Here is a 24,347-nt window from a genome sequence, read left to right as displayed (position 1 = left end):
AGAGCGTCGATCATCTCGTACGAGCGAGCACGTCGAGGTGGTGGGCGACGACGACGAGCTCGTCGTTTTCGAGCTGTTCCGTTCGCGTCTCGAGCCAGCGCGCTCTCGTCGCCGGCCCGAGAACGTCGTCGGGGTAGTCAGCGAGTGCACCGTCGATCGTCTCGAGCAGGTATCTCGCGACCGTTCGCTCTCTGTCCCCGGCGTCGCCGGCTCCTACGAGCCAGTCCGAGCCGCCCACCTCGAGGACGTCGTAGCCGGCGTCGGGACACGCCGCGAGCAGCTTTCGGCCGGCTCGACTGCTCCCCGGCTGGTCGCGGATCTCGTCCATGTGGCGGTGGTAGAGGCGCTCGATCCGGTCGTCGAGCGAATGAGCGGGAGCGAAGCCGGTCGCACCGTCGAACGTCAGTGGCGCATAGAGGATGCCATTCTCACAGAGCAGCTCCCGGAACCGCGCCAGTGCGGGCTCGAGAGCGACCAGATCGACGAACGCAGCTGCGATCACGGCGTCGGCGTCGTCGGTGATCGAGAAGGCGTCGCCGACCTCGAGGGTGACGTCGAGTCGTTGCTCGGCCGACTCCCGGCCGCCCGCGTCCCGTCGAGCGCAGATGGCGTCTGATCGCCCGGAGACGTCGTAGCCTGCGGCCTCGAGCCAGCCGGGAAGCCGGTCGCGACCGGCGGCGACGGCGTCCTCGTCGAGGTCGACGCCACGGTAGGAGACGTGCGCGGGCAGTCCGTCCCACGCGGCCAGCCGGGCGATCATCGAGCCGACGCCAGCACCGACGTCGACGATACGGATCGGCTCGTCGGCCTCGCACACCCCGTCGGCGAGTTCGGCGACGAATCGGTCCCAGACGCGACGGTTCAGCGCTCGGTCGTCGACGACTCGCTTCGCAGTGAGGTACTCGACCGTCGACGTCACCGCGTTTCACCTCCTCCCCGTAGACCGGAGCCGGCAGCGACGCTCGAGCGACCCGCTGATGGGTCGGCGTCGCAGCCGCCGACCGCCCGAAGGAACGATCGGACGTCACCGAGCGTCTCGTCCCACGTCGGATGGGCCCGTGCGGTCTCGAGGGCTGTGCGTCCGAGAGACGCGAGTCGATCCCGGTCGGCGGCGAGCCGAGTGAGAATCGCCGCGATTCGGCGGTCGTCGCCGGGCTCGAGGAGGAAGCCGTCCCGGCGGTCCGTGACGAACTCGCCTGCGCCGCCGACGGCACTCGCGATCGGGACGACGCCGTACTCCATCGCCTCGAGGTACGCCATCCCGAAGGCCTCGTAGCGCGAGGGGACACAGCAGACGTGGCTTCGCTCGAGGACGGCCGCGAGCGCCGGATCGGAAACCGTGCCGGTGACCGTGAGCCGGTCGTCGATCCCGAGGTCGGCGGCGCAGGCGAGGACGTCGGCGGCGTATGCCGGGTCGGCGGCGTGGCTCCCGACGACTGTCAGTTCCCAGTCGACTCCCTCGAGACGGGCACACGCCGACAGCACCGTCTTCGGGTCCTTGCGCGGGATCAGCGAGCCGACGAAGACGATCCGGAGCGGTCCCTCGTCGGCCCGCTCGTCGACCCGGTCGGGCGACACCGCGGCCCCCTCGGCGCGCCCGGCGGGCGGTGCGACCAGCGTCCGAGTCGCGCCGACGCCGGGAGCCAGGGCCCTGGCTCGGTCGCGAGTGAACGCGCTCGTACAGACGATCGCGTCGGCCGACTCGAGGTATCGCCGTTCGAACGCTCGAGCGACGACACGGTGTCGGGTCGTCGGGTCGTCGCCACGGAGGTGATGGACGAGCGCGACGACGGCGTCGGGACCCTCGAGGCGATCGAGGTGTCGCCACAGCGACGGGTGACAGAGCCCGTCGACGAGTAAGACGTCGACGTTCCGATCGAGGTGTGTCCGAACCCGCGGCGAGAGACCGTCGACGAGCGCGCGGAGATAGTCGTGCCAGGGCAGTTCGATCACCTCGACCGTCTCGCCGTTTGCGTGCAGGTGTGAGTGGAGGCGTCTGTCGTACCGAAAGCCGCCCGAGGCACCCTCGAGACCGTCGTAGACGACGAGTCCGACGTGCATCTCGATCTCAAAGGGCGCGCTCGTGGGTCACGCGAGCGACGTCGTCTTCCCGAATCTCGATCTCGAGAGTCGTCGCCGTCTCGGGCTCGAGGCGCTCGAGCAGCCGGTCGCCGACGAGCCGTGCGAGGTGTTCGGCGCTCGGATTCAGTCCCTCGAAAGCCGCCAGGTCGTTGAGCGTCCGATCCCGGAGGGAGTCGACGACCGCCTCGAGTGCGTCGACCACCGCGTCGATGTCGACGAGGTAACCGTACTCGTCGAGTTCGGGGCCACGGAACGTCGCCTCGGCCGTGAACCGGTGAGAGTGCAGCGATCCTTCCGGTCCGGGATCCGGCACCGTCAGGTAGTGCTGGGCAACGAACGATCGGGAGACGGAGACGGCGTACATATGTCAGCGTACGTTGGAGAACACTTAGTTCTAGGCCGGTCAGTCGTAGGTCAAAAGCACCTGAAGCGTCTCCCCCGGCCGCTGCTCGAGCAGGCGGTAGGCGTCGGCGGCGTCCTCGAGGGGAAACTCGTGGGTGAGAAGCGACTCGACGTCGAGTCGACGAAGCCACTCCCAGGCGACGTCGTGGCGACGGCTCCGATCCCAGCGGCCCCGGTGGGTGGGCTCGATGGTGCTGACCTGACTGCTCCGGACGGCGATCCGGTCGCGGTGAAAGCGCCCGCCGAGTGCGAGCGTCGACTCCCTGGTGCCGTACCAGGAGCCGACGATCACCCGGCCGTCGTAGCCGGTCGTCGCGATGGCGTCGTCGAGCGCGTCCGGATTCCCCGAGACCTCGTAACTGAGATCCGCCCGTGAGCCGGCGACGCGTTCGAACGCGTCGTCGACGGGACCGTCGTCCGGATCGAGGGAGCGATCCGCTCCGAGCGTCCGGGCGGCGTCGCGTCGACGCTCGTACCTGTCGAACGTGACGAGCGTCTCGAGCGGATTCGCGGCGAGCAACGCGGTCGTCAGGAGGCCAACGACGCCCTGTCCGAAAAGCGCGACCCGCTCGCCGAGGGTCGGGTTGCCGTCGAGGACGAACGTGACGGCGGTCTCGGCGTTCGCGAACAGTGCCGCCTCGCGCACCGAGACGTCCTCGGGGATCGGAAGCACGTCGGTCGGCTCCGCGAGGAAGTGACTCTCGTGCGGATTGTACGCGAAGACGCGCCGGCCGAGCCACTCGTCGTCGACGCCCTCGCCGACGGCCGTGACGTGTCCGGTCGCCGCGTAGCCATACGAGATGGGGTAGGAGAGATCACCCTCGAGGGCGTCGATCGTCTCGTCGGCCGTCAGTCCGGGAGGGGCCTCGTCCCGGTAGAGCAGCCGCTCGGTTCCGGCACTGATCGCCGACACTGCCGTTCGGACGCGGACCGTTCCCGGATCGGGATCGGGTATCGGGGACCGGCTGACGGTTACTGTTCCGGGGCCGGTGAAATACAGCGTTCGGGTGGTCACGGTCGACCACCGGGCGTCTCTCTCGTCGATTCGGGTCCCGGCGCGTCGGTTCGCTCGATCACGTAGCCGACCGTTCGGAACCGAGACACTTGGTAGTTGTGTGCAAACAGGTCACCGAAGCCGACCGGTGACCGCGAGCCAGTCCCGGGCGAAGCTAAGGAGGAAGGGGACGAGTACGACGGTCGCGACGAGTCGCGAGAGGTCCCGTCCCGGAATGGGAGACAACGCGAGCCAGATCGCGACCATCGCCGTCGCGCCTATGACACGGCGACGACGACTCGACTCGAGAGAGGAGACGGCGAGCCCGCGGCGACGTCGGACGTGGATGCCGGCGACGAACGCGTACCGCGCGAGCCCCAGCGCGAGAAACGCGACCGGGGCGAGGCCGTTCGAGACGACGAGCGCCGCACCGACCAGAACGGTCAGCGCGTCCATCTCGGTGTCGAGTCGCCGTCCGAGTTCCGACACCGAGTCGGTCGCACGCGCGAGTCGTCCGTCGACGCCGTCGAGGACGGCTGCGGTGGCGAACAACGCGCCCGGAAGCCAGGCCGTCGGACCGGCGGGTACCTCGACGAACAGAAAGCCTGCAAGCACCGCCAGCACGCTCCCGCGACCGATCGTCACCACGGTCGCGGGCGTGATCCGCGGCCAGCCCGCGTCACTGCGTGTCGCCTCGAGGGCGCGCCAGACGACGACGAGTTCAACCGAGAGCGTCGTCGCGACGCCGAAAGCGAACGCAGCCGTCGGTGTCGGGACGTGGCTGACGTCGAATGCGAACGCTGTGAACGCGGCAAGTGGCACCGCAACGACGCCAAGGGGCCACCGATCTCGCGGCTCGCAGACGGTGCGGTCGGTCACGATATCCCTCCGTCCAGGTCTCGAAGGTCGGGATGGTCGAGACGAGCACGGACCGACGGCGGAAGATCGCCTGGACGGTCCGTCCGAACGCGATCTCTAATCGCTTGCCAGCGCCGGTGTCGGCGATGGACGAGGACCGGTACCGACTCGAGTGCGAGCAGCTTCGCGATCGCGAGGCGGTGTTGGCCGTACGATCGCCAGTACAGCGTTCCGTCCCGACCGACGTCGACGTTGATCTCGTCGAGCCGGGGAACGGCCGTTCCGGTCCTGTCGATGAGTTCCGCCTGCCGTCGGTAGCCGTGTTCGCGGACCGACTCGTAGAGGCGGTCGATCTCCGTACATCGGTTCTCGAATCCCGTCATCGAGGTGTATCCCCACGCGGTCCCGAACCGTCGAAGCTGATCTGCGAACGCGTCGACCAGCGCCGTCTCCGCCCACTCGTACCCGTCCCGGTAGCGCTGGCAGAGCCCCCGGTACACCGCCCGGTCTTCGAACCGGTCCGCTCGCCGATCCCAGTCGCCACCGACGACCCGCCCCCACTGTGGCCGGGCTGGCGCTGACTCGAGGAGACTCCACTCGATCCGGTTCGGATCGACCTCGATCAGGTCGAACGCCGGCGCGTCGGTGTATCTCGAGGGCAGGAGGCGACGCCGGCTCCGGTGGCAAGCCTCGAGCGTCCCGAGAGGGAGGGATGCGAGTGCCGGTCTGGCGATTCGCCGACGGCAAGCGCTGACGAGTCGACCACGGAGCCGACGGACCAGACCGGCAGGTTCGCCGTCGAGGACGGGACGGTCAGGACTCACGGTAGAGGACGATCAACGCGACGATCAGCGCCACCTGTGCGATCTTGTCGATAGCTTCGACGGCCGAGACGTCCGCAACGGAGGCCGGTCGATTGAGCGCGTACCAGAGTACGATCTGGATTCCGGTGTAAGGAATACCGACGAGATAGAGCAGCCGACGACGGTAGCCGACGAGAACGAGCACGACGGCACCGAAAAATCCACCGGCCGCGAGAACGAACGCGATCCCCATCCAGTGTGGCAAAAACCCGACGCCGAGAACGAGATGGACGACGCCGGTGACGATCGCGAGCGCGATCGCTACCCAGTGCAGCGGGGTAAGCGACGCCGTCTCCAGTCGTCGACCAGCCGCGCTCATAGCTCACACATTCCACACGTGCGGTAAAAACGTCTTCGGCATCGTCGTCCTCGAGCGATTCAAACCTTGTTCGCGGGCGGAACGACCCGGTCTTCCCGTTGCGCTGTGTCAGTGCCGAACAGCGTCCGAGCACCGGCACCGACGCCCACAGCGGCGGCGAGACCGAGAACAGCGACGCCAGCCACCGGAAAGAAGGCGGCGAGACCGATCAGGCCGCTGCCGACGAGCAGCCAGCCGGCTTGCTGTTCGATCCCGACCCGGCGAGCGAGAACGCCGCCGACGGCGGTGATACCGACGGCGATCCAGGCTGGCAGCAACGTCGCACCGACCGCGAGCAACGGCACCGCAAAGAAGATGCCGACGTTCGAACCGGCGAGTACGTAGCCGGCGTACGACATCGTTCCGAGAGCGAGCGTGCCTGGCACGCCCACGATCGCCGAGATGACGGGACTTCTCGTGGCCGTCCGGACCGCGCCGGTCCCGTGACCGGGGGCGAGTCCGAGCACGGCGATACCGAGTAACACCGCAATGCCGAACTGAACTGCGGCCTGTTCGGGAGTTTCGAGTCCGTGATAGAACTCGAGCGGTTCGGTTATCGCCGTCAGTACGATCGGATCACCGCGCGGCAAGACAGTCGCCAACTCAGTACGCTGCAAGGGCACCATGCACGAATCATAGACAGTCACCACAAAATAAATTTCGTCTACCCTTATCTGTTCGGCGCGAAGGCGGTAAGTAACTGTAACACATCGACCTCTGTCACTCCTCACTGCAGCGATCCGGCTCCGATTCGGACCATCTGTCGTCCGGGTCGACCGGCCGAACGGCTCGAGCCAGCTCGTCTTCCGTGTACTCGCGATCCTCGAGTCGCATGCTCCGCAGTCGCCACTGGCGGCTCAGTTCCGGCTCTCCGTCGGGCCCGACCCGGGCGCCGTGTGCCCGAAAGAAGTCGACGTCACGGCCGAGTCGTTTGCCGTCGGCCGTGTGGTGATCGAAAACGGCGTCGTACGTCCCGCCCGGCTCGAGTCCGTCGGCGGGATGCTCGTACCGTGGCTCGCGGTTTTCCTCGCGTGCACGAACCCGCTCGTCGGAGAGCGCATCGAAGTACTCCTCGGCGTGGACGGATTCGCGAGACGACGGCGCTCGAGCAGCCGCCAGAGCAGCGTGTACGGCACAGAGTCGTCCGCGCCAGGAGTCTTCCGACCACCGCTCGCGGGCCAACTCCTCGTACCGACGCACCACGAGGGCAACCTCGTGGCCCGCCCGCAGATCTTCGACGAGAAAGAGGGTGATACGATCCCAGAAGTTCCAGGCGTATCCGGATCGAACCAGCTCCCACGCGGCCCACGCTGCAGTCTCCTCGTCAGACCGACGGACGGCCTTCTGGAGCAAACTGGTGACGACGTACCGGTTTACGCCCGATTTGGTCTCGTTCTCCTCGAGTTCGTTGCCGAAGTCGTCGCGAACGGATTCCGACTCGTCGTCGGTCTCGTCCCTGTCGTCGGTCTGTAACTCACCTTCAGACCCGAACCTTGCCTGTTTTCCGTCGTCCATACCCGTTCCTCTCGCCGGTCGACGGAAATAGCTGACTGCTCTTTCGATGCGTCGAACGAGAGTCGGTCCAGGTTAGATAACTATTGAATCTAAATATCGTTCTATTCGTTCTATATGAGCGTAGGCATCTATGACAGCAAACAGGTGGTTCCGAACCTGAGGTCGATTATCCCGATCGGGCTCGACGAGGACCGCTTCTCGAGACGTACTGCAGTGAAAAACGGAGTGAGGTGAACTGAGTCGGGCGAATCAGACGGATTTGGCCGAAAGCACGGGCGGTAGTCGGCCGCGGGCGGACGATCAACATCCACGACGCATCAGGAGACCGATTGCCCGACCCTCGAATCGACGAATCCCGTCGTCTTCGAGCGGCATCGGCCAGCCCGGACAGTCACGTAACCGCTCGAATGCACCGTCTTCGCGCTTCCGAGACGCCATTCCGGTTCGCACGTGCACCGAACGAGTTCATCGGTTTCGGGTCGTCTGCTCGGCTCCCGGTGATCTGTTCTACGCCGAATATTCGTCTCGGGTTGTAGTAAGAATTAAAATACTACCGTCTATCGATGGTGAATATTTCGGTCGGCTATCAACCTATGCTCCCAAAGGATTCCTATTATCTTGAATCGTACGGCGTTTACGGACTGACCGTTACGCAAACGAAGTGCCCTAACTTCATGGAAGTTAATTATGGATAACAGGTTTAGGTCTGTTATGCTGTCACCACATCTCACGACCGACCTCGAGACGACCGGATTGGCCGCAGTTTGGCAGGCGAGAACGAATCTCCTACTTCCGCCTGCCAGGTCGATACGAAACCCGGAGTTCGTATCACGTGTGCCATACAGCGAGTACAGCCCGTTCGGTATTACAGCCATATATCTGTAATTAGTTAGAGTGCGCTCGGTGTGTAACCCGTTCCGGTCGGAACGGTACGCCAGTATGCGAGTGTTTCACCGATCGAGGAACGTATAGTTCGAATATATCGAATTGGATGCGGGCGAATACGAACCGAACCGTGAACGGCTTACTGGTACGTGAGATTCAGCTCTAGCTCGTTTGCCGTCCCCAACAGTAGATCGGGAATCTCCTTTTCGTACCAGTTACCCTTCATTCGATGAGCGGGTCCCGAGACGCTAAGCGCCCCGACAACGTCGTCTTCGACGTCCGTAATCGGGACGCCGACGGCACGCATGCCCGTAATTCGCTCCCCGTCGTTGTACGCGTATCCACGGTCTCTGATCGTCTCTAGCTCCTCGAGCAACGCGTCGGGATCTGTTATCGTGTTCTCGGTCCGTTTCGACAGCCCGTACCGGTCGACGATACGCATCACTTGCTCCTCGGGAAGATGTGCCAGGATCGCTTTTCCCGCCGACGTCGTGTGTAGACTCGCCATCTTTCCGATGCGAACGTCCGTTTCGACCGCGTTATCACCCGTTTCCATGTGGAGATAGATTCCGTAGCCGAACTCCTCGACGATAAATTGGGCTCGCTCGTTCGTCTCCATCGCCAACTCCTTGACCTTCGGCCTCGCCATCTGATACGCCCGGTGACGCGTCGCAGCGTGCCCACCAACGTGTAGGAACTGTAATCCGACGTGGTACTCGTCGCCGTCTTTCACGAGGTATCCGAGCTCGTGTAACGACGCGAGATAGCTGTGCACCGTACTATTCGGGAGATCGAAGTGCTCGGATACCTCTAGAACTCTCGCTCCTTCTCTATCCTTTATGAATTCGACTATTTCGAACGTTCGAACGACTGTTTTGAGGGGCGTTCCCGTCTGACTTGGACCGTGCATGCTAGTTGGTAGGCTCCTACAGACTATTTAACCTTCTGGGAATATATTCGAGACATATGACGAGAATACAATAGCAAGACGTCTCTATACTCCATCTATGCCCCTCTTGGGATCTTTCAGTTATCCGTCTACAGATCGGCGTCGTAGCCGTTTGCCGGCTGCCGTCGATGCCAGATACGGCGGTCGAAAACAGTCGTATCAACAATTGACTATTTATTCGTATGATCGCCAGATACCATCTCTACGTCGTGATTTCCCGGTTATCTATCCCGGGAACTCGTTCCACACGCCCCATTCCAATATATAGTATATTATCTTGGGTTATACCACGGCTGTTCGTTCGCTCTCTCGACCGTCAGACTCGGGCGATAGCGACGGTTCTTCCGACTGGGGGACAGCTATTCGAACCATAGTCGTCCGAGATATTCGAATTGTAGAGTCGGTCGAGTCCGGTCATCAATCGCATCGAGACCCGGGGGGACGAGTACGCACCGAGTGTGGTCATATTTTTCACACTCGTTCTACCCGTATAACCACAACTGATAGGTGGGTTCGTCACGATGTGCAGTGTATGTCCTCTGGGACAGTTCGAAACGTAATCGACGAGCACGTACCAGCGCTCGAGGCGACGACCTCCGTCGCGGAAGCGATCGAAGCCATTCGGACGGCATCGACCGGCACCGAGACGACGGTCTACTACGCGTACGTACTCGACGAAGACGACCACCTCGAGGGAGTGGTCTCGATGCGAGAGTTGCTGAACGCCTCCGGCGACACGGCGCTTGCCGACGTGATGATCGAGTCCGTCGTTACCGTCGAGGAGCACGAGTCGGTCGGAGACGTCGCCAGGACGATCGCGGCCAACGAGTTTGCCGTCCTGCCGGTCGTCGACGACGAAGGACAATTCAGCGGCGTCGTCCGGGCCGAGGACGTCATCGAGGCGCTCGACGACGAAGCGACCAAAGACGTCCTCAAGGATAGCGTACACGACGTCGATTACGATCCAAGTGAGGCGGGTCAGTACGAGTGTTTCGAGTGTGGGAACGTCGTCGTCACGGCGAACGCCGACACCTGTCCCGACTGTGGCGGCGAGTTGCGAAACCTCAGAACGACACTCGAGTGAATTCACACGCGGAGTATACGCGGTTCGAGGACCCGAATTCGCACCCGGCGACGAAAGCTGCACCACCCAAAGCTATATATGTCACAATCTTCGACTTACGACTCGGTATGAGCATCGATACCGTAGATGCCGATCAGTCTGCAGACGACGTTATAGACAGTTTGATCCAGCGGGCACGGGCGGCGATGGACGAGATCGCCGACTACGACCAGGAGGAAGTCGACGAACTCGTACAGGCGGCCGCGTGGTCGATCTACGAGGAAGACCGGGCCAGAGAGATCTCCGAAGTCGCCGTCGAGGACACCGGGTTCGGAAACGTCGAGGACAAAATCAGCAAAAAACGACGGAAGACGCTCGGAACGCTCTCTGACATCCTCGGCGAGCCGTCGGTCGGCGTCATCGACGTCGACGAAGAAGCGGGAATCACCGAGATCGCGAAGCCGGTCGGCGTCGTCGGTGCCGTCGTTCCGTCGACGAACCCGGGAGCGACGCCGGCGAACCTGGCGATGATGGCGCTCAAAGGTCGCAACGCGATCATCATCTCGCCGTCACCACGCGGTATCTCGGTCTGTGAGCTCGTACTCGAGTACATCCACGACGAGCTCGAGAAGATCGGTGCTCCGACAGATCTCGTACAGATGGTCCCACCGCCGGCCAGTAAGGACAAGACGTACACGTTGATGGACGAAGTCGACCTGTTGCAGGTGACCGGCTCGTCGAACAACGTCCAGCGAGGGCAGGAGTCCGGGACGCCGAACTACTGTGTCGGCGAAGGAAACGTCGTCTCGATCGTCGACGATACGGCAGACCTCGAAAACGCCGCCAACTGCATCAAAAAGAGCAAAACGTTCGACTACGCCACCAGCTGTTCAGCAGACAACTCCGCGGTGATCGTCGAATCGGTGTACGACGACGCGCTCGCCGCGCTGGAGGCGGAAGGCGGATATCTCTGCGATGCAGCGGAGCGCGAAAAGCTCGAGCAAGCAATGTTCCCCGAGGGTCACGGGTCGCTTAGCGGTGACGTCATCGCACAGCCACCGGAGGCGATCGCCGACGCTGCAGGACTGGACGATCCAGACGCACGGGACGCGGAGTTTTTCATGGTCGAAGGACGGGGTATCGGACACGACTATCCGCTGTCCGGCGAGAAGCTGTCGGTCGTCCTGACGCTTTACGACGCGTCTGACTTCGACGACGCGCTCGAGACCACGCAGGATATCTTGGACTTCGAGGGCTCCGGCCACTCCTGTGGACTCCACACGACGTCGGACGCGCACGTCGATCAGGTCGGACGGGAGATCGACGTCGCACGGATCATGATCAACCAGCCCCAGTGTTACGGCAACGGAGGGAACTTCAACAACGGGATGAACTTCACGCTGTCGATGGGTGCTGGGACGTGGGGCGGAAACCAGCTCGACGAGAACCTGAAATACACCCACTTCATCAATACGACGACCGTCTCTGAGGTCATCGAAGAGGACGTCCCGTCCGAAGAGGACGTGTTCGAATCGTATCACGAGAAGCACGGTCGGTGAATCGACATCGTCGTTTCGATCGGAGACACGGCATCAACGTCTCGGTTCGATCGACCGACGCCACCCCGCGTCGTAAGACGCGAGGAGTTGCGTCTCAAACGAGGGAAAGTACTTTACTCGTCGGCGTGAGAGAGACGTGGTATGGGTAAGGATAGGGGAGGACAGCCCGAACCCGTATCGGCAACCGATTCAAACGTCGTATACGAGTCGAACTGGCGGGAAGATTCCGACGACACTCCAGTGTGTGCGATAACCATGGCAGTCGCCGAATTGGAGGGATGCGAGCCGGTCGAGCTTCCACCGCTGTACGACGTCATCGATCCCGACTCGCTGAACGGGTTACACACACCGGATTCTGCGGCCGGCGCCGACCGGATCGTCTTTCCGTACTGTGGCTACGAGATCGAACTCCGGCTCCGGAAACAGTCTCCGACGATCCGCATCCGATCGAGTTCATAACACGCCGCCTCTTCTTCGTGTACCTTCGTTTCAGCTTCCAACACGCGTAGTTGAGACAACTGACGCGATGACGTACCTCGCTCGAGATGTCGAGAGAGTCGGTCGGTGACGTGGGGGTCGACCGAGATCGGTCCGGTTGCGACGTCGGATCCGAGAGACAGAAGGGGCCACACCTGGACGCCCTCCCCCGAAATCACCCCTTGCAGAAGATATAAGTGGGTGAAGGATAACACAGCATACGACACGGTATGTCGGAACAACAATCACGCGAATCTATCGAGAGTGAGCCGATTCACGAGAATGAGCGGATGACGCCGAGCGAGGCGTTGCTCGAGCAGTTCGCCGCCGAAGATACCGAGGTGATGTTCGGGATCGTCGGCTCGGCGTTCATGGACTTCCTCGATATCATGCCCAAGGCGGGTATCAACTATCTCGCCGTTCGGCACGAACAAAACGCCGCGCACATGGCCGACGGCTACGCGCAGGCACTCAAGGGTGAGAAACCCGGCGTCTGTGTCGCCCAGAACGGCCCCGGCGTCACCAACATGGTCACTGGTATCAAGGCGGCCCAGCTCAACCACTCCCCGGTCATCATGCTGTCCCCGACAGCGACCACCGGCGGCATCGGCACCGACACGTTCCAGGAAGCCGACCAGATGTCCATCTTCGAGGACTGCGTCGACTGGCAACAGCGCCTCGAAGACAAAGGTCGCATCGCCGAGTACGTCCGCACGGCCCACCGCGAATCGCTCAACCAGAAGGGCCCCGCACAGATCGACTTCCCTCGCGACAACCTCTACGGCGAAGTCGAGGTCGACGTTCTCCAGCCACACCAGTACCGCCAGACCAAAGTCGGCGGCGCAGACGACGCCGAAATCAGCAAAGCCGTCGACCTCCTCGAGGACGCCGAGAATCCGGCGATCATCGCCGGCCTCGGGGTCATCTACTCCGACGCGATGGACGAGGTCGCGGACCTGGCGGAGTTGCTGAATGCGCCAGTGGCGAACTCCTACCTGCACAACGACTCGTTCCCGATCAGCCACCCGCTGGCGGTCGGCGCACTCGGCTACGGTGGTTCGAAAGCCGCGATGGAAGAACTCAACGACGCCGACGCCGTCATCGCCGTCGGCAGCCGTCTAAGCGGCTTCGGCCTGCTCCCACAGTACGGCCTCGATTGGTTCCCACACGACGCGGACATCATCCAGATCGACATCGATCCCTCCCAGATCGGCCGCACCACCCAGGTCGAACTCGGTCTGGTCGGTGACGCCGCCCGAACCGTCGAAGGGCTGGTCGACAAGCTCGACGACTCCTACGGTGCGCCCGACAGTCGCGTCGAAGAGGTTCAGCAGAACTACGCCGACTGGAAGGAAGAGCTGAAGGAGATGTCCCAAGTGGATCAGACGCCGATCCACCCGCGGCGTGCACTCTACGACGTGACGGAGGCACTGCCACAGGGGACGATGATCGCAACGGACATCGGCAACACCTGTTCGATGGCCAACGCCTACCTCGAGTTCGAGGAAGGCGGCAACTGTCTGGCCGCAGGGACGTTCGGCAACTGTGGGTTCGCCTACGGGGCCGCCATCGGCGCGAAGGTCGCCCGGCCGGAAGACGAGTCGGTTGCGTTCGTCGGCGACGGTGCCTGGGGAATGCAGTCGATGAACGAAGTGATGATGTGCGTTCGCGAAGGGATCAACGTGAACGCGGTCGTCTTCAACAACATGCAGTGGGGCGCCGAAAAACAGAACCAGTACTGGTTCTACCAGGACCGCTTCCAGGGAACGGACCTGCCGGAGAACCCGGACTTCGCGGAAATCGCCCGCGACATGGGCGCCCACGGCATCCGCGTCGAAGATCCCGACGAGATCACAGGCGCCGTCGAAGAGATGCTCGAGACGGACAAACCGTCCGTGCTGGACATCCGCACTGACGGCACCGAACTGCTCGAACCGTTCCGCCGCGACGCGCTCGACGATCCCGAGCGCATCCTCGAGAAGTACCGCCAGCCCGGTGACCCGAACTACGAGGAGTAAGCGATCGACGGAGTGGAACACCACCACTCCTACGTCGTGGGGGCGGTTGCAGTACCGTTCCAGCGACGTTCGCCCAGAAGGCCGATGACCGATACAATCACAGCACTTCGCCAGCGCGCTCGAGAGACGTCGACGCGGATCCTCCTCCCCGAAGGTGACGACGAACGCGTCGTCGACGCCGCACGGCGGATCGCTACCGAGGAGATCGCACAGCCCGTCGTCGTCGCGAGCGACGCGACCGACCACGAACTCGACGCTGAAGCCGGGATCGACGTCGTCTCGGTTCCGGACGGAAGCCGACGCGACGACTACGCGGCTCACTACGCCGATCTTCGCGGCGTCGAACGAGCAGTCGCAGCCACCCTCCTGGACGATCCACTCGTGTTCGGCGCGCTGTTGGTACGACTCGGCGAGGTCGACGGGATGGTCGCGGGTGCGGTCAACTCGACCGCCGACGTCGTCGCGACCGCTAACGGGGTCGTCGGACTCGATCCCGACGTGGACACCGCCTCGAGTTTCTTCGTGATGGGGTTCGACGATCCGTCGATCGGCGAGAACGGTGCGCTCCTGTACGCCGACTGTGGCGTCAACATCGAGCCGTCCGCCGACAGACTCGCCGACATCGCCGTGACGACAGCCGAAACCGCACGAACACTGCTCGAGTGGTCGCCGAAAATCGCCATGCTCTCGTTCTCGACGCAGGGTAGTGCTTCCCACCCGCGAGCCGAGAAGGTCGCGGAAACGACCGACCAGGTACGAGAGCGCCTCGACGATGCAGCCGTCGCGGGCGAGATACAGGCAGACGTCGCGCTCGATCCGGACGTCGCCAACCGAAAGGTAGACGGCGCGTGTCCGATCGAAGGCGACGCGAACGTCTTCATCTTCCCGAACCTGGAGACGGGAAACATCGCATACAAACTCACCGAGCGACTGGCCGGTGCGCGAGCGCTCGGACCGATCCTTCAGGGATACGGGCGGTCGGTGAGCGACCTCTCACGCGGCGCAAGCGTCGAGGACATCGTCGATATCACCGCCGTTTCGGCCGTCAGAGCGTCTCACGGCCGACAGACGTTAGGGCCGATCACGAACGGTGGGCTGTTGAGCCGGCGGGAATCGAACGTCGAACAGAACGAGCTGTCCGATCCTGTATGAACGGCGACTGATAGCTCTCCATCGTCGGACGGTCCTCGCGGGAGGTCCGGACGACGTCGGACCGTCCACGCGGCGTCGGATCTCGACACGAATAGGGGCGTATCCGATTACCGTTTTCCGCCCCAAATTTTATATTATATTACGTGTATTATGGGCACATGGCCCAGCAGCCACTCGATGGTGTCGAGGTTATAGACCTCGGTCAAATTTACAACGGGGCGTACTGTTCACTCATCCTCTCGTACCTCGGAGCGGACGTAACGAAGGTCGAACCACCGTTCGGCGAACCGCTCCGGTCGCGAGTCGACGAGGGAGAGCCACCCGAGTTCGCCATGTTGAACTCGAACAAAGACGGGATCACGCTGAATCTGAAATCCGAGCGCGGGAAAGAACTGTTCACGGACCTGATCAGCGACGCCGACGTTCTCGTCGAAAACTACGCGGTCGGGACGATGGAGTCGTTCGGCCTCGGATACGAAACGCTTTCGGAGATCAACCCCGAGCTCATTTACGCTCACTCGAGCGGGTTCGGCGAGTCGGGGCCGAAGAGCAACCGGCTGGCGATGGACCTGATCGTCCAGGCCGAAGGTGGAATCATGGACGTGACCGGGTTCTCCGATGGGCCGCCGGTCAAAACCGGCATCGCTCCCGGTGACTTCCTTGGAGGAATTCATCTCGCCACCGGCGTCATCTCCGCACTGTTCCATCGGGAGCGAACGGGCGAAGGACAGTTCGTGGAAGTAGGAATGCAAGACGCGATCTACCCGGCGTTGCTCTCACAGCTTGGCGCGTACTACAAAGACGACGACGTCCCGCCCCGAACGGGGAGCCGACACAGCGGTCTCGCCAAAGCACCGTACAATGCATACGAAGCCAGCGATGGGTACGTCACGATCCTCTGTGCGTCGGACAACCACTGGGTGAAACTGGCCGACGCCATCGGCCGCGAGGATCTCAAAGACGATCCACGACTCGAGACGAACGTCCAGCGAATCGAACACATGGAGGAAATCGACGAGGCGATAGAGGAGTGGACGCGCGATAAGACGCGCGAGGAAATCGTCGAGACGCTGCTCAACGCGGGCGTTCCGTGTGGGTCCGTGCAGACGATCGAAGAGGTCATCCACGACCGCCACCTCGAGGTCCGGGAGATGGTAAACGAGATCGAGCATCCGGAGTTCGACGAGCCGATCCGGGTACCTGGAACGCCGATCCGCCTGTCGGAGGCGGAGCTGCCGGAGATCACGCCGTCTCCGACCAAAGGCGGTGACAACTACGACGTGTACGAAGAACGGCTCGGGCTAACGCCCGAAGAGATCGCAGAACTCGAAGAAGACGGTGTCATCTGACGGACCGATCGAGACCGGTCGAAGATCGCCGACCGGTTGGCGACGCTCGAGTGACCAGTCGGAGGGAATTCTCGACGTGAGCCGGGCGAGAGAGCCACTGTAGCGGGGGAAAATATTTGTCCGTCAGTACAGTTGTTTCTGTATGGTAATCGTCGCAGCCGTAAACGAAACGGAGCGGGCAGGGGCCGTCGTCGAGGAGGCACGGACGCTCGCCGACCGGTTCGACGACGAACTTCACGTCGTGCACGTACTGACCCGATCCGAATTTACCGACATCGAACAGGAGCAAGTCAAACAGACCGGCCAGCCCGCAGGAAAGCAAAACGTCGAAGAGCTAGCGGCCGACATCGCTACCGAACTCGCTGAACAGGTCACCGACGAGTTCACACCCGTCGGACTCATCGGCGATCCGGACGAGCGCATCGTCCGGTATGCTCGTGAGCAAGACGCCAGATACACCGTCATCGGCGGACGAAAGCGAAGTCCGATCGGAAAGGCGGTGTTCGGCAGTACCGCACAATCGGTGCTGATGAGTAGTGACCAAAGTGTCCTCGTGGTCATAGATTCGTAATCCACCAGAAATAGGGTGGCTTGATCTGCCGGGACGACCGCTCTAACTTGCTGGCAGTCGTTTGATGCTCGTATCCACGGCGGGCAACCAAACGGCGTAGTCGCCTCCCGAAATGGGGTGAATCGGGAAGGAAGTCCGGGGGTGGACTGTCAGAGGAAGCGCACAGCTGCAGCCACGAGTGACTCCGATGGCTAACAGTGCCCGAGTACGTCAGCTACACCGGGTTCGTCTCTGGCTGCATGTGACCGAACAGCGTATACCATATTAATTGTTACGACCATGGCAATCGAGAATATGCCGGCTTCGTGACGACGTTTTGTTATCTCTCGTTGACTACCACAACCGTTAATACACTGGATGGTAACACTCGGTTGTATGAACGAATTTGACCAGTTCAGTGACGTTGGCGAAGCAGACGTGACGCGTGCGATCGGCCAGGAGTGGACCGAAGAGTTCATGGACTTCTCGGACTCGGACGTCATCATCGTCGGCGGCGGACCGTCGGGGCTGACGGCCGCGAAAGAACTCTCCGAACGCGGCGTCAAGACGATGGTCGTCGAGAAGAACAACTACCTCGGCGGCGGCTTCTGGCTCGGCGGCTTCCTGATGAACAAGGTGACCGTTCGCGACCCGGCCCAGGAAGTGCTCGAGGAACTCGACGTCTCGTACAAGGAGTCTCAGGACAGCGAGGATCTCTACGTCGCGAACGGACCCGAAGCCTGTTCCGGACTCATCAAGGCCGCCTGTGACGCGGGTGCGAAGATGCAGAACATGACCGAGTTTACGGACATCGTCATCCGCGAAGACCACAAGGTCTCGGGGATCGTGATGAACTGGACGCCGGTGCACGCACTCCCGCGCGAAATCACCTGTGTCGATCCGATCGCCGTCGAAGCCGACCTGGTGATCGATGCGACCGGCCACGACGCGATGGCCGTCTCGAAACTGCAGGAACGCGGCGTACTGAACGCTCCCGGTATCGGCGACGCCGAAGCCAGTGCAACGGGTATGGACCAGACCGGTGACGACCAGTACGGTGCGCCCGGCCACGACTCCCCCGGCCACGACTCGATGTGGGTCGGCAAGAGCGAAGACGCCGTCGTCGAACACACGGGACTCGTCCACGACGGCCTGATCGCCACCGGCATGGCCACCGCGACCACGTACGGACTTCCGCGGATGGGTCCGACCTTCGGTGCCATGCTCGTCTCCGGTAAACGCGCCGCACAGGTCGCCCTCGACGAACTCGAGGTCGACGCCGCCCCCGTCGAGATGACGTCTCGCAGCCCCGAGCCCGCCGACGACTGATACGGACCGCTGTACGCCATTCCGGCGAACCCACGGCCCGTCTGCGGTTTCGCCTGGACATCGGTAGGGTAGACCGTATGACAGCACGGCCGGTGTAGTTGACGTCGTCTTCCGACAGAGAGACCGTGTCCTAGCGACGCCGCCAGCTTATATAACGTTCCAAGCCGTTTCGGGAGTATTGATACATACTGCGTTCCAGTACTGGCAGTAGAGTTATTATTTCGAATGGAGCCTATGTTGTATAAATAATTAACTATAATAGGGTGTATGCCCATGGTGTAGGATAACTCCCAACAAGAGAAGTTGTTGTGGGGTTAATAACTGGGACAAAAGGATACAATTTATGACAAAGAACGTTGATAAATCGCGGCGGAAATTCCTGAAGTATGGGGGAGCAGTAACAGTTGCGGGCCTCGCTGGCTGTATGGGTGACAACGGCAACGGTAACGGTGACTACCCGAGCCAGGCGATCGACGTAATCGTGCCGTGGTCCCAGGGTGGTGGGACCGACCGGTCTATGCGAGCGACGACGCCGGCATGGCAAGAGGCAATGGACGCGGACTTCGCGGTGCGGAATCAACCCGGTGCCGGTACGCAGGTCGGCGGCGAGGAGTTGTATGGCTCCGAACCGGACGGCTATACCATCGCCATGTGGAACCTGCCACACATGCAGGCGACCTGGCTGTTCCAGGACGCGGAGTACGACCACACGGACTTCGATTACATCGGGACTCACCACCTGGACCCGACCACGTGGTTCGCTCCCGAGGACTCGCCGTACGACGACATGGCCGAGTTCATCGACTACGCCGAAGACAACGAAGTGAACGTCGGGACGACGGCAGCGATCGGGAACACGGCACTCTCTGCCCTTCTGGTGCAGGACACGTACGACGTCGACTTCAATATCGTCAACCTCGAGGGTGGGTCGCCAGTACGTGAAGCGATTCTGGCCGGGGACGTCGATGCAGCCGTCAACCAGCCGTGGTCGTTCAACCCGGACCACGAAGGCGAAGTGACCGCGCTTGGAACGCACAACGACGAGCCGACCGACCTCTGGGACGTGCCGACGTTCGGAGAGCTCGGGCTCGGCGACGAACTGCCGCTCGTCGAAGAAGGGTTCGGACAGTGGAAGCTCATGGTCGCCCCGGGCGGACTGCAAGAGGAGTACCCCGATCGGTTCGAGATGCTCGTCGACTCCTACGAGGAGGCCATGGAAAGCGACGAGTTCCAGGAAGCTGCCGAAGAGCAAGGGAACCTTGACCTGATCGTCAACTACCAGGGTCCAGAAGAAACGCAGGAAGAGGTGGAAGCGTACTCGGAATTCATGGAACAGTACCAGCCCCTGTTCGAAGAATTCTAGAGACTGAAAAAACATATATAACATTCCTTTGAGTAGAGCACCTAAAATGCAAGCAAAAAGTTTGGAGCCGCCAACAGTCGATCTCCGGCTCGGGGAACGGCAGGTACGTATCGATACGGGCGAATTACTGTTTCCGCTGATAGCACTCGTGTTCTGTGCGTTGTACTACTGGGACACGCGGGGGCTGCCGGAGCAATCGATGTTGTACGCCAATCCGTTGTTGTACGCGACTATACTTCTCGCCGTCGTTACCCTTCTCATTCATGTCATTTCTATAACACCGACGTCGGAAGAAGCGGAGCCGGGTACTACACAGGGCGAAACGCCAGAGGACGGTCCGAGCGGGTCGACGGACGGGGGTTCGAACACGTCAGAAACAGCCGAGGAGATGTCACCGGACGGGAACGGCAGCTACGTGGAAACGAGCAACGTCGACGGGGCGACAGAACAGCGAGATCACTCTCGTGGACGCACGGACGTAGTAGAGCAGTTCGACGAGACCGAACGTACCGCAGAGACCGATCAGAAAGCGGACGGAAGCTTTACCGTTCGAACCGCCGCCGGAATCACGGCTCTCTCGCTTGTGTACGTCGGGCTCCTCTACGTCGAAGTCCCGTTCACCGTGTCGTCGGTCGGTTTCCTCGCGGCGTCGCTTTACATGTTCGGCGAACGGCGGCCGACAATACTCATCGCGTACTCAGTCGGATTTACGATTCTGGTCTGGGGTGTGTTCATCAACTGGCTAAACCTTCCACTCCCCTAACGAGGTGACACGATGAGAAACTCAATTACAGGTGCAAGTGCTGATGTGTTTGCCCCCGCGGCGATCGGCGACGCTCTTTTGCTGTTAAGCGACCCGGTGATAATTGCTGCCATTTTCATCGGAGTCGCGCTCGGAATACTGTTCGGTGCCATTCCAGGGTTCTCTGCGACGATGACGATCATTTTGCTTACGCCCGTTACGATACCGTTTGACGCCACGCCGGCGCTGATCTTCCTCGTTTCGGCGTACGGTGGGGCGGTGTACGGCGGCTCGATTCCTGCAATTTTGATCAATACGCCCGGCGCGCCCGGGTCCGTCGTGACGTGTTGGGACGGGTACGAACTGACCCGGGACGGGCGGGCAATTTACGCACTGGCAGTGTCGGCTATCGTCTCGTCGATCGCCGGAATTTTCGCCGCCGTGTTGTTGCTGTTGATCGGGCCACAGATCGCCGACTTCGCCCTGCAGTTCGGCCCACCCCAGATGTTCCTCCTGGCGGTGTTCGCGCTCACGATCATTCCCGCAGCCAAGGGCGCATCGCTCTCGAAGTCCCTACTCGGTGGAGCGTTCGGCTTGCTGGTCGCGACCATCGGTAACGACCCACAGCTGGCACAGCCACGTAGCACGTTCGGATTCACCATCCTGCAAGACGGCGTCAACTTCATCGTCGCCCTCATCGGACTGTTCGTGCTCGCCGAGATGATCCAACTCGCGTACCGCGGCACGGTCGCCCAGGATACCGCAGACGTAAAGGGCGGAAAAGGGCAGGTCCGTGATGCGTTCCGAGCCGTCAGAAAGCGGCCGGTCGACGTCGTTCGTGGCATGTCGATCGGTGCGTTCATCGGATCCCTCCCCGGCGCCGGTGCCGACGTCGCAAACTTCGTCAGCTACAACGAAGCCCAGCGCTGGTCGAAAGAGGAACTCTCGGATAAGTTCGGAACCGGAATTATCGAGGGCATCATCGCGGCCGACTCGAGCAACAACGCGACGCAGGGTGGTGCCTTGATCCCGACGCTTACCCTCGGTATTCCCGGCAGCGGTTCGACGGCTGCGCTTCTCGGCGCGATCGCCCTCCACGGACTCAACCCCGGCCCGGGTCTGTTCGACCGGTCCGCCGTGATCGTGTACGCGATCATCTTCTCGCTGTTTATCGGTAACGCGTTGATCTTCGTCTACGGCATCCCCGGATCGCGGTACTTCGGAAAGCTCGCGTACATCCCCGCAGAGTACATCATTCCGGCCGTGTGCGTGCTGGCCGTGATCGGCGGGTTCGCCGTCCGGTACTCCCTCTTCGATCTCTGGATCGTCTGGGTGTTCGGCATCCTCGGAGTGCTCTTCGTCAAGTACGATTACCCTCTCGTCAGTCCGGTTCTCGGGATCATTCTCGGCGGCATCGCCGAAGATGGATTCGTCACGGGCTGGTTGCTCCACCGTGGCGATCCGATGGCGTTCTTCTTCGAGAGTACGATCTCCATCGGATTGCTCGCCATCATCGCGCTCTCGATCATCGTCACCATCATCAAAAACTGAGCAACCAGCACCAACACGTTTCGTTTCAGTATCGTGACGCGTGACGGGTCACGACGATGATCTTAACTTGCAGGCCGCGAGATATCGACCATGACCGACGACGCGACGGCGCTCGTGACCGGCGGTTCAGGGGCCATCGGTCGCGCAACTGCCGAAGCACTGGCCGACGACGGATTGAACGTCGCCGTTGGATACTTCCGTGACGAATCGGCCGCACTCGAGAGCGCAACAGCCGTCGAAGCACGCGGACAGAAAGCGACAGCGGTGCAGGGAGACGTCTCCGACCGAACGGACGCGTCCCGGCTCGTCGATGCGGCACTGGAGCTTGGACCGCTCTGTACGGTCGTAAACGCCGCTGGCGTCGTCGACCCCGGTTCGATCGATGACGCGCCAACGTCGCTCGAGCGCACGCTCGCGGTCAACGTCGAGGGAGCCGTCAACGTGACGGCGGAAGCGATCGACTACCTGCGGAAAACGGACGGCAACGTGGTAAACGTCGCGAGCGTGGCGGCGACGATCGGATCCGTCGACACCACGTACGCGACGTCGAAGGCGGGGCTGCTCGGTTTTACGCGAGCGCTCGCACGTGAAGTCGGACCGGACGGCGTGCGCGTCAACGCCGTCGCGCCCGGTCCCGTCGATACGCCGATGAACGACGTGATCACCGAGTCACTGGAGGACCGGCGGTTCCGCGGGCATCACACCGTCGACACCCTGCTCGATCGCTACGAGGCGACGCCAGAGGAAGTCGCCGATGCCGTTCGGTTCGTAGCGAGTCACGAGTTCATCACGGGCGAAGTGCTCCACGTCGACGGCGGAATGTCGGTCTGATACCACAGCCCTCACCCCGGATCGTACGTCGTCGTCTCGTAGAGTTCCGATCCGAGGTACGTTTCGTGCGTCTCCCGAAGGTCGACGGCAGCGGGGTACCGACCGCCGTATACCTTCCGTATCTCGGGCGACCGAACGAACGTCCGCTCGAGGTCGTCGTCGCCGATGACGACGCCGAGATACGCGCCGTCGAGACAGTCCGGCAACTCGTCGACGTCGCGCCGGGTCACGCCGGCGAACTGAAACGGAAGCTCCGGAACGAGTTCGTCGGTCCGAAGAACGGTCGGCAGCAGGCGGGCGACGCCGTCGCGTTCGAGGAGGCGGGAATCAGAATCGGACCCCCGGCCGGCGTCGCAAGCGCAGTCTCGACCTCCGCCTCGACGGTCGGCAGTAACGTCGGTTCCCGTCAGCTCGCCCACCGTGGCGTCGATCTGTTCTGCACGCCGTGGGGAAAAGCCAGGCACGCCGGTCCGTTCGTCGTAGAGCGACCCACACCGCGTGGCGTCGACGCGGACGATCCGGTCGGCGAGTCGGGTCGCCAGCGCGTCGGCGTCACACTCGCCCGTCGCGACGAGACGCGTCAGACAAAAACACGCCCGACCGCCGGAGCGGGCGACGCCTCGAGCCAGCGTCTCGAGTTCCCGGTCGGTCGGATCGCGTGCCAGGACGGCGACGCTCTCGCCGGGGCCGTACGTCGAAACGGTCGGATCGCTACGGAACCGATCGACGACAGCGTCTCCGCCGAAGGCCATCGCGTGGTCGGCGTCCCGACAGACGGTCTCGCCGATCGACCGATCGCCGGGCAGTACGTGAACCGCCGACGCCGGAATCCCGGCGCGACGGAGGGCGCGTCCGAGTCGAATCGCGGTGAACGGATCGCGGTCGGACGGACGTAACACCAGAGGAATCTTCATCGCCAGCGCGACGACGGGCCAGACGTACACCGTGGGATCGTTCGCCGGCATCGTCGCACCGAGCGCGCGGACGCGGGGTGCAAACGCCAGCCCGACGTTCGTCTCGCGAACGTAGCCCGGATCGTCGTAGACCTCGAGCCCGCCGGTCGGAGACTGGGCCCGTAACGATTCAGATAGGTGTCGGAGACCGAACGCGATCCAGTGAGCGGCCGTCCGGACCCACCCGGCCGGCATACCGGTCGCTGCGACGACTCGCCGCTGGTAGCGTTCGAACGGCGGGAGCTCGCCGCTGTGTGCGGGAACGCCCCGTCCGAAGAAGAGCTGGCCCGCGGTCGCGAGACGCTCTAAGAGGTCACGGACTGCGATCTCCTGTAACGTCTCGAAACCGTCCTCACGGGCCGTCGTGAGCGCATCGTGTACGCGAACGCGAGGTGTTCGGGCGACGTCACAGACCGTGCCGTCGATTCCGTCGATGGGGTCGCTTCGGGCCGTCTCACGTTCCTCGAGCGAGAGCAGTGGTAACATGCGTAGGTCACCTCGGTT

23 protein-coding genes are annotated in these 24,347 nt (G+C 62.4%); 12 read left to right on the top strand and 11 right to left on the bottom strand.

The window, feature by feature from the left end:
- Positions 1 to 10 precede the first annotated feature (10 nt).
- The 10 genes from QQ977_RS09510 to QQ977_RS09465 form a co-directional block, all read right to left on the bottom strand.
- Complete coding sequence (locus QQ977_RS09510) at positions 11 to 919, bottom strand: class I SAM-dependent methyltransferase (RefSeq protein ID WP_285925477.1); 909 nt, start codon at positions 917 to 919, stop codon at positions 11 to 13.
- Entirely contained in the window at positions 916 to 2,061 is a 1,146-nt protein-coding gene (locus QQ977_RS09505; protein WP_285925476.1) for a glycosyltransferase family 4 protein, read from the bottom strand. Before QQ977_RS09505 ends, QQ977_RS09510 begins: the two co-directional genes overlap by 4 nt.
- Positions 2,062 to 2,068: 7 nt before the next feature.
- The gene (locus tag QQ977_RS09500; RefSeq protein ID WP_285925475.1) at positions 2,069 to 2,446 is read right to left on the bottom strand and encodes a 6-pyruvoyl trahydropterin synthase family protein; all 378 of its coding nucleotides are present in this window, start codon (positions 2,444 to 2,446) and stop codon (positions 2,069 to 2,071) included.
- A 39-nt stretch (positions 2,447 to 2,485) separates the two neighbouring features.
- Positions 2,486 to 3,499, bottom strand: coding sequence for a zinc-dependent alcohol dehydrogenase (locus QQ977_RS09495; RefSeq protein WP_285925474.1), 1,014 nt, complete (start codon positions 3,497 to 3,499; stop codon positions 2,486 to 2,488).
- Positions 3,500 to 3,610: 111 nt separating this feature from the next.
- Positions 3,611 to 4,357 (bottom strand): CDP-alcohol phosphatidyltransferase family protein, encoded by a 747-nt coding sequence (locus QQ977_RS09490; RefSeq protein WP_285925473.1) that lies wholly within the window; start codon positions 4,355 to 4,357, stop codon positions 3,611 to 3,613.
- The gene (locus tag QQ977_RS09485; protein WP_285925472.1) at positions 4,354 to 5,160 is read right to left on the bottom strand and encodes a hypothetical protein; all 807 of its coding nucleotides are present in this window, start codon (positions 5,158 to 5,160) and stop codon (positions 4,354 to 4,356) included. Before QQ977_RS09485 ends, QQ977_RS09490 begins: the two co-directional genes overlap by 4 nt.
- The gene (locus tag QQ977_RS09480; RefSeq protein ID WP_285925471.1) at positions 5,150 to 5,518 is read right to left on the bottom strand and encodes a DUF7475 family protein; all 369 of its coding nucleotides are present in this window, start codon (positions 5,516 to 5,518) and stop codon (positions 5,150 to 5,152) included. The genes QQ977_RS09485 and QQ977_RS09480 overlap by 11 nt, the downstream gene beginning before the upstream one ends.
- A gap of 59 nt (positions 5,519 to 5,577) precedes the next feature.
- Positions 5,578 to 6,183 carry a hypothetical protein gene (locus QQ977_RS09475; RefSeq protein WP_285925470.1) on the bottom strand — a complete coding sequence of 202 codons (606 nt, stop codon included), beginning with the start codon at positions 6,181 to 6,183 and terminating at the stop codon, positions 5,578 to 5,580.
- Positions 6,184 to 6,277: 94 nt separating this feature from the next.
- A complete protein-coding gene (locus tag QQ977_RS09470; protein WP_285925469.1) occupies positions 6,278 to 7,072 on the bottom strand; it encodes a hypothetical protein in 795 nt (264 codons plus the stop codon).
- Between the two features lie 1,024 nt (positions 7,073 to 8,096).
- A complete protein-coding gene (locus QQ977_RS09465) occupies positions 8,097 to 8,867 on the bottom strand; it encodes an IclR family transcriptional regulator (protein WP_430540827.1) in 771 nt (256 codons plus the stop codon).
- A gap of 571 nt (positions 8,868 to 9,438) precedes the next feature.
- On the opposite strand from QQ977_RS09465, the gene QQ977_RS09455 reads away from it, so the two are divergent.
- From QQ977_RS09455 to QQ977_RS09400, 12 genes are all read left to right on the top strand, one after another.
- A complete protein-coding gene (locus QQ977_RS09455) occupies positions 9,439 to 9,990 on the top strand; it encodes a rubrerythrin-like domain-containing protein (protein ID WP_285925468.1) in 552 nt (183 codons plus the stop codon).
- 107 nt (positions 9,991 to 10,097) lie between these two features.
- Positions 10,098 to 11,528: an acylating sulfoacetaldehyde dehydrogenase gene (gene sauS / locus QQ977_RS09450; protein WP_285925467.1), complete on the top strand. Its 1,431-nt coding sequence runs from the start codon at positions 10,098 to 10,100 to the stop codon at positions 11,526 to 11,528.
- 240 nt (positions 11,529 to 11,768) lie between these two features.
- Entirely contained in the window at positions 11,769 to 11,987 is a 219-nt protein-coding gene (locus tag QQ977_RS09445) for a HalOD1 output domain-containing protein (RefSeq protein ID WP_430540826.1), read from the top strand.
- Between the two features lie 308 nt (positions 11,988 to 12,295).
- Entirely contained in the window at positions 12,296 to 14,023 is a 1,728-nt protein-coding gene (locus QQ977_RS09440; RefSeq protein ID WP_285925465.1) for a sulfoacetaldehyde acetyltransferase, read from the top strand.
- 84 nt (positions 14,024 to 14,107) lie between these two features.
- Positions 14,108 to 15,175, top strand: a complete 1,068-nt coding sequence (locus QQ977_RS09435; protein ID WP_285925464.1) for a phosphate acyltransferase — start codon at positions 14,108 to 14,110, stop codon at positions 15,173 to 15,175.
- Positions 15,176 to 15,333: 158 nt separating this feature from the next.
- Positions 15,334 to 16,524 carry a CaiB/BaiF CoA transferase family protein gene (locus tag QQ977_RS09430; protein ID WP_285925463.1) on the top strand — a complete coding sequence of 397 codons (1,191 nt, stop codon included), beginning with the start codon at positions 15,334 to 15,336 and terminating at the stop codon, positions 16,522 to 16,524.
- Between the two features lie 142 nt (positions 16,525 to 16,666).
- A complete protein-coding gene (locus tag QQ977_RS09425) occupies positions 16,667 to 17,095 on the top strand; it encodes a universal stress protein (protein ID WP_285925461.1) in 429 nt (142 codons plus the stop codon).
- Between the two features lie 375 nt (positions 17,096 to 17,470).
- Entirely contained in the window at positions 17,471 to 18,403 is a 933-nt protein-coding gene (locus QQ977_RS09420; protein WP_285925460.1) for a sulfide-dependent adenosine diphosphate thiazole synthase, read from the top strand.
- Between the two features lie 517 nt (positions 18,404 to 18,920).
- Complete coding sequence (locus QQ977_RS09415; RefSeq protein ID WP_285925459.1) at positions 18,921 to 19,766, top strand: tripartite tricarboxylate transporter substrate-binding protein; 846 nt, start codon at positions 18,921 to 18,923, stop codon at positions 19,764 to 19,766.
- Positions 19,767 to 19,812: 46 nt separating this feature from the next.
- The gene (locus QQ977_RS09410) at positions 19,813 to 20,529 is read left to right on the top strand and encodes a tripartite tricarboxylate transporter TctB family protein (protein WP_285925458.1); all 717 of its coding nucleotides are present in this window, start codon (positions 19,813 to 19,815) and stop codon (positions 20,527 to 20,529) included.
- A 12-nt stretch (positions 20,530 to 20,541) separates the two neighbouring features.
- A complete protein-coding gene (locus QQ977_RS09405) occupies positions 20,542 to 22,059 on the top strand; it encodes a tripartite tricarboxylate transporter permease (protein ID WP_285925457.1) in 1,518 nt (505 codons plus the stop codon).
- A gap of 90 nt (positions 22,060 to 22,149) precedes the next feature.
- Complete coding sequence (locus QQ977_RS09400; RefSeq protein ID WP_285925456.1) at positions 22,150 to 22,890, top strand: SDR family NAD(P)-dependent oxidoreductase; 741 nt, start codon at positions 22,150 to 22,152, stop codon at positions 22,888 to 22,890.
- A gap of 11 nt (positions 22,891 to 22,901) precedes the next feature.
- Here QQ977_RS09400 and QQ977_RS09395 read toward each other — a convergent pair whose 3' ends face one another.
- The gene (locus QQ977_RS09395) at positions 22,902 to 24,329 is read right to left on the bottom strand and encodes an aldehyde dehydrogenase family protein (protein WP_285925455.1); all 1,428 of its coding nucleotides are present in this window, start codon (positions 24,327 to 24,329) and stop codon (positions 22,902 to 22,904) included.
- Positions 24,330 to 24,347: the final 18 nt, after the last annotated feature.

The sequence above is a fragment of the Natrialbaceae archaeon AArc-T1-2 genome (genome assembly GCF_030273315.1).
In the GTDB taxonomy this organism is placed as follows: Archaea; Halobacteriota; Halobacteria; order Halobacteriales; family Natrialbaceae; genus Tc-Br11-E2g1.
Note: the sequence above shows the minus strand (reverse complement) of the source record. Positions and strands in the feature narration are given on the sequence as shown.